General features: G+C 74.9%; 14 protein-coding genes. 11 read left to right on the forward strand and 3 right to left on the reverse strand.

All coding sequences use genetic code 11. The features are described from left to right. Positions 1-48 precede the first annotated feature (48 nt). From infB to GCE86_RS01525, 8 genes are all read left to right on the forward strand, one after another. Positions 49-3,054, forward strand: a complete 3,006-nt coding sequence (infB, locus tag GCE86_RS01490; protein ID WP_154225231.1) for a translation initiation factor IF-2 — start codon at positions 49-51, stop codon at positions 3,052-3,054. 78 nt (positions 3,055-3,132) lie between these two features. Continuing rightward, positions 3,133-4,239 (forward strand): TRM11 family SAM-dependent methyltransferase, encoded by a 1,107-nt coding sequence (locus tag GCE86_RS01495; RefSeq protein WP_244317143.1) that lies wholly within the window; start codon positions 3,133-3,135, stop codon positions 4,237-4,239. A 34-nt stretch (positions 4,240-4,273) separates the two neighbouring features. Continuing rightward, positions 4,274-4,567 carry a DUF503 domain-containing protein gene (locus GCE86_RS01500; protein WP_091269011.1) on the forward strand — a complete coding sequence of 98 codons (294 nt, stop codon included), beginning with the start codon at positions 4,274-4,276 and terminating at the stop codon, positions 4,565-4,567. A gap of 139 nt (positions 4,568-4,706) precedes the next feature. After that, positions 4,707-5,189 (forward strand): 30S ribosome-binding factor RbfA, encoded by a 483-nt coding sequence (gene rbfA / locus GCE86_RS01505; RefSeq protein ID WP_154225232.1) that lies wholly within the window; start codon positions 4,707-4,709, stop codon positions 5,187-5,189. After that, positions 5,186-6,232, forward strand: coding sequence for a DHH family phosphoesterase (locus tag GCE86_RS01510; protein ID WP_154225233.1), 1,047 nt, complete (start codon positions 5,186-5,188; stop codon positions 6,230-6,232). Before rbfA ends, GCE86_RS01510 begins: the two co-directional genes overlap by 4 nt. 77 nt (positions 6,233-6,309) lie before the next feature. After that, on the forward strand, positions 6,310-6,720 hold the full coding sequence (locus GCE86_RS01515) for a hypothetical protein (protein WP_154225234.1): 411 nt from the start codon (positions 6,310-6,312) through the stop codon (positions 6,718-6,720). Continuing rightward, positions 6,720-6,929: a DUF6186 family protein gene (locus GCE86_RS01520; protein ID WP_204342353.1), complete on the forward strand. Its 210-nt coding sequence runs from the start codon at positions 6,720-6,722 to the stop codon at positions 6,927-6,929. The genes GCE86_RS01515 and GCE86_RS01520 overlap by 1 nt, the downstream gene beginning before the upstream one ends. 632 nt (positions 6,930-7,561) lie before the next feature. Then, the gene (locus tag GCE86_RS01525) at positions 7,562-8,887 is read left to right on the forward strand and encodes an MATE family efflux transporter (protein WP_154225236.1); all 1,326 of its coding nucleotides are present in this window, start codon (positions 7,562-7,564) and stop codon (positions 8,885-8,887) included. Between the two features lie 30 nt (positions 8,888-8,917). Here the strand turns inward: GCE86_RS01525 and GCE86_RS01530 are convergent, their stop codons facing one another. From GCE86_RS01530 to GCE86_RS01540, 3 genes are all read right to left on the reverse strand, one after another. Beyond that, positions 8,918-10,162, reverse strand: a complete 1,245-nt coding sequence (locus GCE86_RS01530; protein WP_154225237.1) for a hypothetical protein — start codon at positions 10,160-10,162, stop codon at positions 8,918-8,920. A gap of 80 nt (positions 10,163-10,242) precedes the next feature. Beyond that, entirely contained in the window at positions 10,243-10,428 is a 186-nt protein-coding gene (locus tag GCE86_RS01535) for a hypothetical protein (RefSeq protein ID WP_239542795.1), read from the reverse strand. A gap of 17 nt (positions 10,429-10,445) precedes the next feature. Next, on the reverse strand, positions 10,446-11,450 hold the full coding sequence (locus GCE86_RS01540; RefSeq protein ID WP_154225238.1) for a hypothetical protein: 1,005 nt from the start codon (positions 11,448-11,450) through the stop codon (positions 10,446-10,448). 112 nt (positions 11,451-11,562) lie between these two features. Here GCE86_RS01540 and truB point away from each other — a divergent pair, with 112 nt between their 5' ends. The 3 genes from truB to rpsO all read left to right on the forward strand — a co-directional run bounded on the left by truB (position 11,563) and on the right by rpsO (position 13,879). After that, positions 11,563-12,447, forward strand: coding sequence for a tRNA pseudouridine(55) synthase TruB (gene truB, locus GCE86_RS01545; RefSeq protein ID WP_154225239.1), 885 nt, complete (start codon positions 11,563-11,565; stop codon positions 12,445-12,447). A gap of 29 nt (positions 12,448-12,476) precedes the next feature. Then, on the forward strand, positions 12,477-13,403 hold the full coding sequence (locus GCE86_RS01550; protein WP_091312167.1) for a bifunctional riboflavin kinase/FAD synthetase: 927 nt from the start codon (positions 12,477-12,479) through the stop codon (positions 13,401-13,403). Between the two features lie 206 nt (positions 13,404-13,609). Continuing rightward, a complete protein-coding gene (rpsO, locus tag GCE86_RS01555) occupies positions 13,610-13,879 on the forward strand; it encodes a 30S ribosomal protein S15 (protein WP_043962418.1) in 270 nt (89 codons plus the stop codon). Positions 13,880-14,040: the final 161 nt, after the last annotated feature.

Below are 14,040 nucleotides of genomic sequence, written 5' to 3' on the forward strand. Positions count from 1 at the left end.
TGAGGTCGCTGCGGGTGCTGCCCGCACGACCTCGGAGTGAGGAGTGCAGTGGCAGGAAAGGCCCGCGTACACGAGCTCGCCAAGGAGCTCGGGGTCGAGAGTAAGACCGTTCTCGCCAAGCTCAAGGAGATGGGCGAGTTCGTGAAGTCCGCGTCCAGCACCGTCGAGGCGCCCGTCGCCCGACGGCTGCGTGGCGCATTCGTCGCGTCCGCCGGTGGCACCTCGGCGCCGGCCGCCCCGCCGGCGGCCGCCCCGAGCCCGGCGGCGACCCCGACGCCGACCCCGACCCCGGGCGCCCCCCGGGTCTCGGCCAAGCCGATGCCGCCCCGGCGGCCGGCCGCGCCGACCCCTGGACCGAAGCCCAAGGGCCCGGTCCCCGGCCCGCCGCAGCCGGCGACCCCGGTCGCCAAGCCGGCGAGCGCGCACGACATCGAGGTGGCGGCCGCCGAGGCGCGCGCCGCTGCCCTCAAGGCTGAGCAGGAGGCCGCGGTCAAGGCCGCGCAGGCCGCCCGCCAGCAGCAGCGGGAGAACGTCCGCCGCGAGCCCCCGACCGAGGGTGGTCCCCGTCCGGGGCCGCGTCCGGGTCCGAACGCGGCGCCGCCGCGTCCGGGTGCCCCGGGCGCCGGCCGTCCCGGTGGCCCGACCCCGGGCCCGGGTGCCCGGCCGGGCGGTCGTCCGCCGGCGCGCGGCGCCGGCAACAACCCGTTCGGCATCCAGGGTGGCCAGCAGCAGCGGCCCCCGGCCGCCGGTGCCGGCGGTCCCCGGCCGAGCCCGGCGGGCATGCCGCCGCGGCCCAGCCCGGCGTCCATGCCGCCCCGGCCCAGCCCGGCCTCCATGCCGAGCCAGCGGCCGACCACGGGTCGCCCCGGCGGTCCCGGTGGCGGTCGTGGTGGCCCCGGTGGCGGCGCTGGCCGTCCCGGTGGCGGCGGCGGTGGTTTCCGCGGCGGTCCCGGTGGCGGTGGCGGCGGCGGTGGTTTCCGCGGCGGTCCCGGTGGCGGTGGCGGCGGCGGTGGCTACCGCGGCGGTCCCGGCGGCGGCGGTGGTGCTCCCGGTGGCGGGTTCCGCCCGGGTGCCCCGGCCGGCGGCGGTGGCCGTCCGGGTGGTGGCGGTCGTGGCCGCGGCGGCGGCGCCGCGGGTGCCTTCGGGCGTCCCGGTGGCCGGCCGACCCGCGGTCGCAAGTCGAAGAAGCAGCGCAGACAGGAGTTCGACAACCTGTCGGCCCCGACCATGTCCTCGGGTGCTCCCCGGGGCCAGGGTCAGGTCGTCCGGCTGTCCCGTGGCGCCTCGCTGTCGGACTTCGCCGACAAGATCAACGCCAACCCGGGTTCGCTGGTCCAGGAGATGTTCAACCTGGGCGAGATGGTGACCGCGACCCAGTCCTGCTCCGACGACACCCTGCTGCTGCTGGGTGAGCACCTCGGCTTCGACGTGCAGATCGTCAGCCCGGAGGACGAGGACCGCGAGCTGCTCGCGCAGTTCAACATCGACCTCGACGCCGAGGTCGCGGCGGAGCGCCTGGTCAGCCGTGCGCCGGTGGTGACCGTCATGGGTCACGTCGACCACGGTAAGACCAAGCTGCTCGACGCGATCCGCAAGGCGAACGTCGTGGCCGGCGAGGCGGGTGGCATCACCCAGCACATCGGCGCCTACCAGGTCCACGTCCCGCACGAGGGCGAGGACCGCGCGGTGACCTTCATCGACACCCCGGGTCACGAGGCGTTCACCGCCATGCGTGCCCGTGGTGCCCAGGTGACGGACATCGTGATCCTGGTGGTGGCGGCCGACGACGGCGTCATGCCGCAGACCATCGAGGCGCTCAACCACGCCAAGGCGGCGGACGTGCCGATCGTGGTCGCGGTCAACAAGGTCGACAAGCCGGAGGCGAACCCGGACAAGGTCCGCCAGCAGCTGACCGAGTACGGCCTGGTCGCTGAGGAGTACGGCGGCGAGACCATGTTCGTCAACGTGGCGGCCAAGCCCGGTATCGGCATCGAGGAGCTTCTCGAGGCCGTGCTGCTGACCGCCGACGCGTCGCTGGAGCTGACCGCTCCGATCGACGGGCCGGCGCAGGGTGTCGCCATCGAGGCGCACCTGGACAAGGGCCGTGGTGCGGTGGCGACCGTGCTGGTGCAGAAGGGCACGCTCCGGGCCGGCGACTCGATCGTCGCCGGTGGGGCGCACGGCCGGGTCCGCGCCATGCTGGACGAGAACGGCAAGCCGGTCGACGAGGCCGGGCCGGCGCGTCCGGTCATGGTGCTGGGTCTGACCACGGTGCCGGGTGCGGGTGACACCTTCCTGGCCGCCGAGGACGACCGGACCGTGCGGCAGATCGCCGAGCAGCGGCAGGCGCGACGGCGGGCGGCGGCATTCGCCAACTCCCGTGGCCGGGCCACCCTCGAGACGCTCATGGAGCAGCTCAAGGAGGGCGAGAAGACCTCGCTCAACCTGGTGCTCAAGGGCGACGTCTCCGGTTCCGTGGAGGCCCTCGAGGACGCGCTGTTCAACCTCGACATCCCGGAGGAGGTCCAGCTTCGGATCATCCACCGGGGCGTGGGTGCGATCACCGAGAGCGACGTCATGCTCGCGAGCGCCTCGTCCGAGGCGGTCACGATCATCGGCTTCAACGTGCGGGCCGCCAACAAGGTCCGCGAGATCGCCGACCGCGAGGGCGTGGAGATCCGGTACTACACGGTCATCTACCAGGCCATCGAGGAGATCGACGCCGCGCTCAAGGGTCTGCTCAAGCCGGAGTACGAGGAGGTCGAGCTGGGCACCGCGGAGATCCGCGACGTCTTCCGCTCGTCCAAGATCGGCAACATCTCCGGCTGTATCGTCCGGTCCGGCCTCATCCGCCGCAACGCCAAGGCGCGGCTGCTGCGGGACGGCGCGGTCGTGGCGGACAACCTCACGATCAGCTCCCTCAAGCGGTTCAAGGACGACGCGACCGAGGTCCGCGAAGGCTTCGAGTGTGGTCTGACGCTGGGCGGTTACAACAACGTCCAGGTCGGCGACATCATCGAGACCTGGGAGATGCGGGAGAAGCCGCGCGCCTGAGCGGTGTGAACGACGGCGACGGCCGGGGCCTTCGGGCCCCGGCCGTCGCCGTTTCCGCAGGCTGCGACAATCTCGGGCGTGCTCAGGTACGCGCTGCTCCTCGCCCCCTCCGCCAACCGCGTCTACGCCGACGCCGCCGCCCGGCTGGCCCGCGCCGAGCTGACCGTGTTCGCCGGGTCCGGCGTGCTCGACGCGGCGCCGGCCGACGCCGCGGTGGAGCGGATCGGCGGGGTGGAGTACCTGACCTTCGCGGCCCCCGAGCCCGGCCTCGGCGCCCGGGACCTGGCTCACCTGGCCAACCTGTCGGCGGCGTACGCGCTGTTCGAGCGGGTGGGCGACGACCTGCTCCGGCCCGTGCCGCTGCACCCCCTGGCCCGGTACGACTCGGACCTCGTCACCATCCCCAAGTACGCCGGCAAGACCAACGAGCAGTTCACCCGGCTGCTGCTCAACGTCACCCTGCTGGCGTCGGCCTCGGCGCCCCGGATGCTGGACGGGCCGGTCGTGGTGCTCGACCCGCTCTGCGGCCGGGGCACCACCCTCAACCAGGCGCTCATGTACGGCTACGACGGCATCGGCGTGGAGCACGACGGCAAGGACGTGGACGCGTACGCGGCGTTCCTGCGTACCTGGCTGCGCCGCAAGCGGCTCAAGCACACCGCCGAGACGGTGCCGGTGCGCCGGGATCGCCGCCTCGTGGCACGGCGCTTCGAGGCGGTCCTCGCGCCGTCCCGGGACGCGCACCGGTCCGGGGCCACCCAGCGGGTCACCGTGCTGCACACCGACACCACCCGCGCCCGCGAGGTGCTCCGCCCCCGCTGCGCCGACGTGATCGTCACCGACGCCCCGTACGGGGTGGCGCACGGCAGCCGCACCGACGCCGGCCTGTCCCGCAGCCCGCTCGACCTGCTCACCGCCGCCGTGCCGGTCTGGCGTGAGCTGCTGCGCCCGGGCGGGGCGCTGGGGCTGTCCTGGAACACCCACGTGGCCCCGCGCGCCGCGGCCGGGGCGGTGCTGGCCGGCGCCGGCCTGCGGGTGCTGGACGGGCCGGGCTGGCGGGATCTCGCGCACCGGGTCGACCAGGCGATCGAGCGGGACGTGCTGGTGGCGGTGGCGAACGACGACTCCAGCTCGGCGCGTCTGACGCCGCGCAGCGACCTGGAGCCGTCGAGGGAAAACGGGTGACCGGGGCGGGGCCCCTGCCGTACCGTTGCTCGCCGTGTACACCGGAACCGCGCAGTTCGACCTGTTGCTCCCGGGGGACTCCCGGTCCCTGAAGGCCAAGCGGTCGTACGTCCGGCCGATCGTCGCGGCGCTCCGCCGGTTCGAGGTGTCCGCCGCCGAGGTGGGTGCGCTCGACCTGCACGGACGTACGCAGATCGGGGTGGCTGTGGTGGCCGCCGAGCCGGCGCACGTCCGCGAGGTGCTCGACTCCTGCGAGCGGCTGGTGGCCGCCCGGCCGGAGGTCGAGCTGCTGTCGGTGCGCCGTGCCCTGCACGGCGAGGAGGACTGAGCGCCGGCACCCGGCGGCCCCGCGCGGGGGCGGTGACCGCGCGGGTAGTGTTCGGGATGTTGGGCGGTCGGACCCGGCGGCGCCCGCGCCGTCCGTTGCCGGCCGTCGTAGGAAGCGGGAAGCCCTGGAGGTGGGGGACATGACGGATCCGGCCAAGGTTCGCCGGCACGCGGAGCGCATCCGTGAACTGGTCGCGTCGGTGGTGCGGAGCCAGATCAAGGACCCCCGGCTCGGCATGATCACGATCACCGACGCCCGGATCACCGCCGACCTGCGCGACGCCACCGTCTTCTACACGGTGCTCGGTGACGCGGCGGCCCAGGCCAGCACCGCAGCCGCGCTGGAGAGCGCCAAGGGCATGCTGCGCAGCACCGTGGGCAAGGCGCTCGGGCTGCGCCACTCGCCGACCCTGACCTTCGTCCTCGACGACGTGCAGGACCAGGTCAAGCACATCGACGACCTGCTCGCGGCGGCCCGCAACGCCGACGCCGAGGTCCAGCGCCTGGCCGCCCACGCCCAGTACGCGGGCGAGGCCCAGCCGTACCGGGTCGAGGAGGACGAGGACTCCGACGTCGAGGAGCCCGGGGACGAGGAGCCGCGCGGCGGCGACGACCGCCGGTGAGCGATTCCGCCGCGGGCGGCCCGCCGGCCGGTGCCGGCCCGGCCGACGCCGACTGGGCGGCCGCCGTGGCGGCGGTACGCGGGCTCCCCGCCACCGCGCGGGTGCTCCTGATCTGCCACGTCAACCCGGACGGTGACGCGCTGGGCAGCATGCTCGGCTTCGGGCTGGGGCTGCGCCGGCTGGGCGTGCGGCAGCTCCAGGCGACCTTCCCCGGGCCGCCGGAGGTGCCCGAGCCGTTCCGGTGGCTGCCCGGGTCCGACCTGCTGGTGCCGCAGGACGACGCGTACCCGGATCCCGACCTGGTGATCTGCTTCGACGCGGCCAGCGAGTCGCGCCTCGGTGACCTGGTCGACCGCCTGGACAAGGCCGGCACGGCGCTGGTGCTCGACCACCACGCCTCGAACACCGGGTTCGGCGGCATCCACCTCGTGGACCCGCACGCGGCGGCCACCTCGGTGGTCGCGCTCGGGCTGCTGGACCGGCTCGGGGTGACGCTGGACGCGGAGATCGCCGCCTGCCTCTACGTGGCGTTGAGCACCGACACCGGCTCGTTCCGCTTCGAGGCCACCACGCCGGCCGTGCACGAGCTGGCCGCCCGGCTGCTGGCCACCGGGATCCGCCCGGGGGAGATCTCCCGGAGGATCTTCGACACCCGGCCGTTCGGCGCGGTCCGCCTGTTCGGCGAGGTGGTGGGCCGAGCCCGGCTGGAACCGGCGGCCGCCGCCGGGCGCGGGCTGGTCTGGACGTACGCCACCCGCGACGACCTGGCCCGCCACGAGCAGCCGGCGTACGTGCTGGAGGCCCTCATCGACTCGGTGCGCTGCACCGCCGAGGCGGACGTGAGCTGCGTGGTCAAGCAGTCCGGCGACGCCGAGTGGGCGGTCTCGCTGCGCAGCAAGGGCGCGGTGGACGTGAGCCGGGTCGCCATGGCGCTCGGCGGCGGCGGGCACCGGTTCGCCGCCGGGTTCACGGGCCGGGGCACGGTCGACGAGGTGGTCGAGAGCATCCGCACCGAACTGCCCGGCGCGCTGCTTCCGGCCTGACCCCTGGGTGAGAACCGGGGGTGACTCCGGGGCGTGCCGGTCTTCCCGCGCTCCGTGACGCTGGGGACAATCGGGTGATGGATCACCCCCGTGAGCTCACCGTCGAGGCGCCCCGGGCCTGGGACCGCCCGGTCGTCTCGGTGCCGGTGTTCATCTGCCTCTCGCTGGTCGGCGGGCAGCTGCCGTCCTTCTCCACCGCGGCCAACCTCTACACCCTGGGCACCGGCGGGGCGTTGATCTGGGTCGGGCTGAGCAACCGGGTGCCGCCCCGGCGGCCGGCGCCGCGGCGGCTGCCGTCCGCCGCGCTCTGGTGGCTGCTGCCGGTCACCGTCTTCGGGGTCCTGGAGGGCGCGACCTTCGTGCTGTCGGTGGGGGACGACTTCCCGACCTTCTCCCGCCTGGCCGACCCCATGCTGGAGGACGAGCTGGCCCGCTCGGCGGCCTGGTTCGCCTGGCTGACCGCGTTCTGGGGGCTGGTGCGCCGATGATGCGCGCCCTGGCGATCGGCGGCTTCCTGACCGCGCTCCTGCTCTTCGCGGCCGTCGAGTGGGCCGCCCGGCGGGAGGGCTCGCGCGTCCCGTCCCTGGCCGACGTCTGCGCTTTCGTGATGCGCTACGAGGTCGGCCCGGTGCCGGTCGGCCGGATCGGCCTGTTCGGCTTCTGGTGGTGGCTGGGCTGGCACTTCCTGGCCCGCTGACGCGCGCATTCCCGGCTGTCCGCATTCCGGGAACAGTGGGCAGCATATGGAAAGTGAACGTTAATTTGGGTGAGGGCCGGTGCTTCGGCGCCGGTCATGGGGCGGTGGTGCCACACCCGGTGCCGCCTCCCTCCAGGGTCCGACCGACCCGGGCTCACGCTGCCAGCGAGCCGCTCCGGTGATCCCGGACCGCCCTGCCGGCGCTCAGCAGGCCGACGGCCGCAGGCCGCGGCGCGACAGTGGTCGCGCCGGGCCGGCGCGTCGGTGCCCAGCAGGGCCCCCGTGCCCCGGTGGTCCGCACCCTGGAAGGGACATCCCATGGCGACGAAGCGCAAGCCGCAGACCGAGAACACCACCGACGAGGCGCGCGAGCAGATGCGCCGCGCACTGCAGACCTCGATGGACACCCGCCAGTGACGGTGGCCGCCCGGCGGTGACGCCATACCAAGACGTCACCGCCCACCCACCGCCCACCCGCCCACCCCGCCCCCGCCGGGTTGATCATGAAGTTAGCGGCGTTCTGGATCTCCGGAACTGCCGCTAACTTCATGATCAACCGAGGTCGGCGTCCGGGGTAGTAAGTAGTGGGCTGGGTTGCGTGCCTTACTGGGCGCGTGCCAGGATCGGCGGCGATGAGTCAGACAGTCGCGCCCGCCGCCCAGTCCGCCACGGCCCGGCGGATCGCCGCGCTCGCCCTGCCGGCGCTCGTGGTGCTCGCCGCCGAACCGCTCTACGTGCTGGTCGACACGGCCGTGGTCGGGCACCTCGGCCGGGTTCCGCTCGCCGCGCTCGCCGTCGGCGGCACCGTGCTGACGCTGACCGCCTGGCTCGGCACCGTGGTGGCGTACGGGACCACCGGGCGAGCGGCCCGCCGGTTCGGCGCGGGGGACCGGGCCGCCGCGGTGGCCGAGGGAGTCCAGGCGTCCTGGCTCGCCCTGGGCGTCGGAGTGCTCGTGGCGGTCGCCATCGGCATCGGCGGCGGGGCGTTGGCGCGTACCCTCGCGGGCGGTCCCGGCGCGGTGGCCGACGCCGCCGCGACCTGGCTGCGGATCGCGGCGCTGGGCGCGCCCGGCCTGTTGCTGGCGGCGGCCGGCAACGGCTGGCTGCGCGGCATCCAGGACACCCGCCGGCCGCTGCTCTTCGTGCTCGGCCCCAACCTGCTCTCGGCGCTGGTCTGCCCGCTGCTGGTCTACCCGGCCGGGCTCGGCCTGGCCGGCTCGGCCGTGGCGAACGCGGTGGCGCAGACCATCTCCGGTGGCCTCTTCGCGGCCGCCCTGGTCCGCGAGCGGGTCCCGCTGCACCCCCGGCCCCGGCACATCGGCCAGCAGCTGGCGCTCAGCCGCGACCTGCTCATCCGGGGCGTCGCCTTCCAGGCCAGCTTCCTGTCCGCGACCGCCGTGGCCGCCCGCTTCGGCGCCGCCGCGGTCGGCGCGCACCAGATCGCCGTCCAGCTCTGGTTCTTCACGGCCCTGGTGCTGGACGCCCTGGCGATCGCCGCGCAGTCCCTGGTCGGCGCGGCGCTCGGCGCCGGCGACGCCGCCGGCGCGCGCGCCCTCGCCCGGCGGATCGCCCTGCTCGGCGGCCTCTGCGGCGTGGCGTTCGCGGTGCTCATCGCCGCCGGCGCCGGCGTCGTGCCGTCGTTGTTCAGCTCCGATCCGCAGGTACGCGAGCAGGCCATGGTCGCCTGGCCCTGGTTCGTCGCGCTCCAGCCGATCGGCGGCGTGGTGTTCGCCCTGGACGGGGTGCTGATCGGCGCGGGCGACGTCCGCTACCTGCGCAACCTGACCATCGTGGCGGCGCTGGGCGGGTTCCTGCCGGCCATCTGGCTGGCCTACGGGCTCGATCTCGGGCTGGGCGGGATCTGGGCCGGCCTGACCCTGTTCGTGGTGCTCCGGCTGGTCGCCCTGCTGCTGCGGCTGCGCTCCGGCGGCTGGGCGGTGGTCGGCGCCGTCCGCTGACGGCGGTCGGCGCGGTCCGCTGACCCGGGCTCAGCAGGTGTCCGGGAGGTCCAGCGTCGCGGCGGGGTCGAAGACCGCCTGCGGGTCGGGAGCGTCCGGGCCGCCGAAGCCGCGGGTGCCCAGGGCGAGCAGGCCCTTGTCGAAGGCCGCGCAGTCGACGTTGGCGGCGTACGAGTTGGCGTCCTCGATCCACAGCCCGTTCGAGCCGCGCTCGACGTCGTCGGGGTGCGGCATGCTCCAGACCACCGTGTCGTGCACGACGACCAGCCCGTCGCCGGGCACGGTGCTGGTGGTCGGGAAGGCGTACGACCAGACGAAGTTGGTGGTGACCGCCAGGATCCGGACGCCGTCGGCGTCCTTGGTGGCCCGGTAGCTGATCCGGCCCTTGACCCTGGGCTGATCGGCGGTGAGCCGGGCGCCGGGCGCCAGCCGGGTGGCGTACGCCGCGAAGGTGTCGGACGCGAAGCTCTTGCGCATGCCGGCGCGGGCGTCGCGGGCGAACTGCCGGATCAGCGGCTCCGGGTCGTCCGTGGTCATGAACCGGCGGTCCAGCCGCGCGGTCACCAGGACGGTCCGGACCTTCGCCAGCGCGGCCGCCACCTGCTTCTCGGTGAACGGGCCGGTCCGCTTTGCCGCCGGCAGGACGATCCCCGCCGGTCCCTGCGGGAACCCGGCGGCCGGCGTGCCGTCGAAGGGGCCGGACGCCCGGGGTGGCGCAGCAGGGCTGGCCGTCGGCGCGGCGGACGTGGCCGTCGGCGCGGCGGACGTGCCGGCGGGCGTGGCCGTCGGCGCGGCGGGCGTGGCGGCCGGCGGGCCGAACGTCGGGTACACCACGGGCCGCCCGCCCGCGGACGGCATCGACACCAGGACGGCCCCGCCGACCACCCCGACGAAGGCGAGCAGCAGCAGGGCCGTCGCGCCGGTCAGCAGCGAGCCGGAGTGCCCGCGCAGCCAGCCCCGCAGCCCGTCCGCGGCGGGCGGCGGCTGGCCCGGCCAGCCCGCTGCGGTGGGCGGTCCGGTCGGCGGTCCGGACTGCGGCTGGCGCGGCCAGCCCGATGCGCTGGGCGATCCAGACGGCGGCCCGGGCGGCGGCCCGGCCGGCGGTCCGGAGGGCGGTCCGGTCGGCGGTCCGGAAGGCGGTCCGGAAGGCGGTCCGGAGGGCGGTCCGGACGGCGGCTGGCGCGGCCACTGCGGCGCGGCCGGTGGTCCGGGCCGCTGCCCGGGCGCGGGCGCGGAGTGGCGTGGCGGTGCGGAGTCCGGCCGGTCGTCGGTCATCGCGGCCCCCGGTCAGGAGTGGGCGAGATGTCAGTGAGTGTCCCACCTTGTCGGTCACCGCGGTAGCCCCCGACCGGCCCTCAGCAAGTGTCCGGGACGTCGAGGGTGCGGTCGGGGTCGAAGACGGCGTCCGGGTCCGGGTCCGCCGGCCCACCGAAGCTGGGGGCGCCCACGTCGAGCAGGCCCCTGTCGTACGCCGCGCAGTCGATGTTGGAGCCGTACGAGTCGGCCTTCTCGATCCAGAGCCCGTTGGAGCCGCTCCGCACATCGCCGGGGTGGGGGGTCAGCAGGTGTCCGGGATGTCCAGCGAGCGGTCCGGGTCGTAGAGGGAGTCGGGGTCCGGCTCGGGAGTGGCCAGTGCTGTCCCCTCGCGCGGCGTGCCGACGTTCAGCAGCCCCTTGTCCGAGGCCGCGCAGTCGACGTTCGCGACGTACGAGCCCATGTCGTGGAGCCAGAGACCGCGTGCGCCGGACCGGACGTCGCTCGGGTGGGGCACCTCCCAGACCAGGGTGTCGTGCACGATCACCACCCCGTCGCCGGGCACCACCCGCGGACCGTGGAAGGCGTACGCCCAGACGAAGTTCGTGGTCACCCGGAGCACCCGGACCCCCTGGTCGTCGCGGGTCGCCCGGTAGGTGACCCGGCCCTTCACCCGGGGCTCGTCCGGCAGCAGCCGGGCCCCGGGCGCGAGCCGGGTCGCGACGTTGGCGAAGCTCTCGTCCGTGAGGACCTCCCGGACGTAGTGACGCTCGTCCGGCGCGAACTGCCGCACCAGCCGCTCCCGATCCTTCGCCGACATGAACGCGCGGTCGAGCCGGGCGGTCACCATCGCGGTGCGGATCTTCGTGAGCGCGGCCGACACCTGCTTGGCCGTGAAGCCGCCGGTCGCCTTCGCCGGGGGCAGCGTGATCCCGGCCGCCCCCGCCGGGAAGGCGGCCGCGGGCGTGCCGTCGAACGGGCCGGCGGCCGGGGGTGCCGACGCCGCGCTGGTCGCCTGGATGCCGGCGGGCGGGCTCACCGTCGGGTATGCCCGGGGCTGCGCAGCCGGGCGGCGGACGTGCCGGTATCCGGCCGCGCCCACGTACGTCAGCAGCGCGAGCACCAGCACCGCGCCGACGCCGAGGCGCAGGCCGCGGGCGTGCCGACCGAGCCAGATGCGCAGCCGGGCGGCCGGGCCGACGCGGATCTCCCGTTCCAGCTGGCGTACCCAGTCGGGGATCTCCTCCGGGCCGCTCCCGGAGGGCCGGCCGGGCCGCGGTGGCTCCGGGGTGGGGTCGTCGCTGCTCATCGTTGCGTCCCGGGCAGGAGTGGGGTGAGGGGCGCATGATCTTGACACCCGGCTCGATCAGGGCGGTATCCCCCGCAGGGCCGATCACCGCCGTCTGGCAGGCTTGGCGGTCGTGAGCGCAGACGGTCTGATCGTGGTCGACAAGCCCGGCGGCATGACGTCGCACGACGTGGTGGCCCGCATCCGGCGGCTGGCCCGGACCCGGCGGGTGGGGCACGGCGGCACGCTGGACCCGATGGCCACCGGCGTGCTGGTGATCGGCGTGGGCCGGGCCACCCGGCTGCTCACCTACGTGATCGGCGCCGGCAAGAGCTACACGGCGACGATCCGGCTCGGCCAGGCGACGGTCACCGACGACGCCGAGGGCGACGTGATCGCCAGCACCCCGGCGGGGACGGTCACCGACGAGGCGGTCCGCGCCGCGCTCGCCGCGCTCACCGGCGAGATCGACCAGGTGCCCAGCGCGGTCAGCGCCATCAAGATCAACGGTCAGCGGGCGTACAAGCGGGTGCGCGAGGGGGAGAGCGTCGAGCTGCCGGCCCGGCGGGTGACCATCTCCCGGCTGGACGTGCTGGCGATCCGCCGCGACACCCCGGACGTGGTGGACGTGGACGTCGACGTGACCTGCTCGTCCGGGACGTACATCCGGGCCATCGCCCGGGACGCGGGCCTGGCGCTCGGGGTCGGCGGCCACCTCACGGCGCTGCGCCGCACCGCGGTCGGCGGGTTCACCCTGGCCGAGGCGGCCACCCTCGACGCGCTGGAGCAGCGCGCGCCCGACGTGGTGAACCTGCCGCTGGACGCGGCCGCCGGCCGGTTCTTCCCGCGCCGGGACGCCACGCCCGAGGAGGCGAAGGTGCTCTCCCACGGCGGGCCGCTGGACCCGGCCGGCATCGCCGGGCCGTACGCGGTCTTCGGCCCGGACGGCGGGTTGATCGCTATCGTCAGCGAGCGGGACGGGCGGGCCCGCGCGGAGATCGTGCTGGCCCCCGCCTGAACGGCGCGGGCGGACAGGGGAGGAGCGGCATGCAGCGGTGGCGGGGGTACGAGGCGGCGCCCGGCGGCTGGGGGCGGTCGGTGGTCACCATCGGCGTCTTCGACGGCGTGCACAAGGGGCACCAGGCCACCATCGGCCACGCCGTGGCGCGCGCCCGTGAGCTGGGCGTCAAGTCGGTGGTGGTGACGTTCGACCCGCACCCGGCCGAGGTGGTGCGCCCCGGCTCGCACCCGGCCGTGCTCACCGAGCCGGCCCGCAAGGCGGAGCTCATCGAGGCGCTCGGCGCCGACGTGCTCTGCGTGGTGCCGTTCACCCCGGAGTTCTCCCGGCTGCCGGCCGAGGCGTTCGTGCACGACATCCTCGTCGAGCACCTGCACGCCGCGCTGGTGGTGGTCGGCGACAACTTCCGGTTCGGGCACCGGGCGGCCGGCGACGTGGCGCTGCTGGAGCGGCTGGGCCGCACGTTCGGCTTCGGGGTCGAGGGCGCCCCGCTGGTCGCCGAGGCGGGCACGGTCTTCTCCTCCACGTACATCCGCTCCTGCGTCGACGCGGGCGACGTGGCCGCGGCGGCCGCCGCGCTGGGCCGGCCGCACCGGGTCGAGGGTGTGGTGGTCCGCGGTGACCAGCGCGGGCGGGAGCTGGGCTACCCGACCGCCAACCTGCTGACCCACCGGTACGCGGCGGTCCCCGCCGACGGGGTGTACGCGGCCCGGCTGGTGCGCCGGGGCGGGGAGCCCCTGGCGGCGGCGGTCTCCATCGGCACCAACCCGACCTTCTCGGGCCGGGAGCGCCGGGTGGAGGCGTACGCGCTGGACTTCACCGGCGACCTGTACGGCGAGCGGCTGGCCCTGGACTTCGTGGCGCACCTGCGCGAACAACGGACGTACGACGCGATCGAGCCCTTGGTGGCACAGATCGCCGAGGACGTGGAGCGGACCCGCCGGGCGGTCGGCTGAGCGCGCCGGAGCCGGCCGGCGGGCCCCGTCGCGGCCCTTCGCCGGGCGCTTCCCCACCGGGCTGGTAGGCTGGCGGGGACGTCGGCTGACCGACGTGGGGCCTCGCGTGCCTGCACGACGCCGCGGGTGCGAGGAACCGGTCCGTTACCCGGTCACTCCGACCGATCCGACGGACCTCATCGAACGTTCCACGAAACAGGGAGAACATGGCGCTCGACCAGGAAGCCAAGGCCAAGATCCGTGCGGAGTACGCGACCGCCGAGGGCGACACCGGTTCGCCGGAGGTGCAGGTCGCGGTCCTCACCAAGCGGATCGCCGAGCTCACCGAGCACCTGAAGGTGCACAAGCACGACCACCACAGCCGCCGCGGGCTGCTGCTGCTGGTCGGCCGTCGCCGTCGGCTGCTCAACTACGTCCAGAAGAAGGACATCAACCGCTACCGGTCGCTCATCGAGCGGCTCGGCCTGCGCCGATGATGTGACGGGGGAGTGGCCGCTCGGCCGCTCCCCCGTTCCGGTACCACCAGAAGAACCCGGCCGCGCGACAACCCGAGAGGGAGCCGGTCAGCACCGGTCTCCGGTAGTGGCCCCCGGAATCCCGGCATCATGCCGGCCACCCGGGCGCTTCGATCGAAGAC

The organism is Micromonospora terminaliae (assembly GCF_009671205.1).
Taxonomy (GTDB): domain Bacteria; phylum Actinomycetota; class Actinomycetes; order Mycobacteriales; family Micromonosporaceae; genus Micromonospora; species Micromonospora terminaliae.

What these genes read in the sequence shown, in the direction of transcription:
- GCE86_RS01530 (WP_154225237.1), bottom strand. Translation starts at nt 10,162, where the DNA reads ATGACCGACGACCGGCCGGACTCCGCACCGCCACGCCACTCCGCGCCC.
- GCE86_RS01515 (WP_154225234.1), top strand. Translation starts at nt 6,310, where the DNA reads ATGGATCACCCCCGTGAGCTCACCGTCGAGGCGCCCCGGGCCTGGGAC.
- GCE86_RS01550 (WP_091312167.1), top strand. Translation starts at nt 12,477, where the DNA reads ATGCAGCGGTGGCGGGGGTACGAGGCGGCGCCCGGCGGCTGGGGGCGG.
- rbfA (WP_154225232.1), top strand. Translation starts at nt 4,707, where the DNA reads ATGACGGATCCGGCCAAGGTTCGCCGGCACGCGGAGCGCATCCGTGAA.
- GCE86_RS01525 (WP_154225236.1), top strand. Translation starts at nt 7,562, where the DNA reads ATGAGTCAGACAGTCGCGCCCGCCGCCCAGTCCGCCACGGCCCGGCGG.
- GCE86_RS01520 (WP_204342353.1), top strand. Translation starts at nt 6,720, where the DNA reads ATGCGCGCCCTGGCGATCGGCGGCTTCCTGACCGCGCTCCTGCTCTTC.
- rpsO (WP_043962418.1), top strand. Translation starts at nt 13,610, where the DNA reads ATGGCGCTCGACCAGGAAGCCAAGGCCAAGATCCGTGCGGAGTACGCG.
- GCE86_RS01540 (WP_154225238.1), bottom strand. Translation starts at nt 11,450, where the DNA reads ATGAGCAGCGACGACCCCACCCCGGAGCCACCGCGGCCCGGCCGGCCC.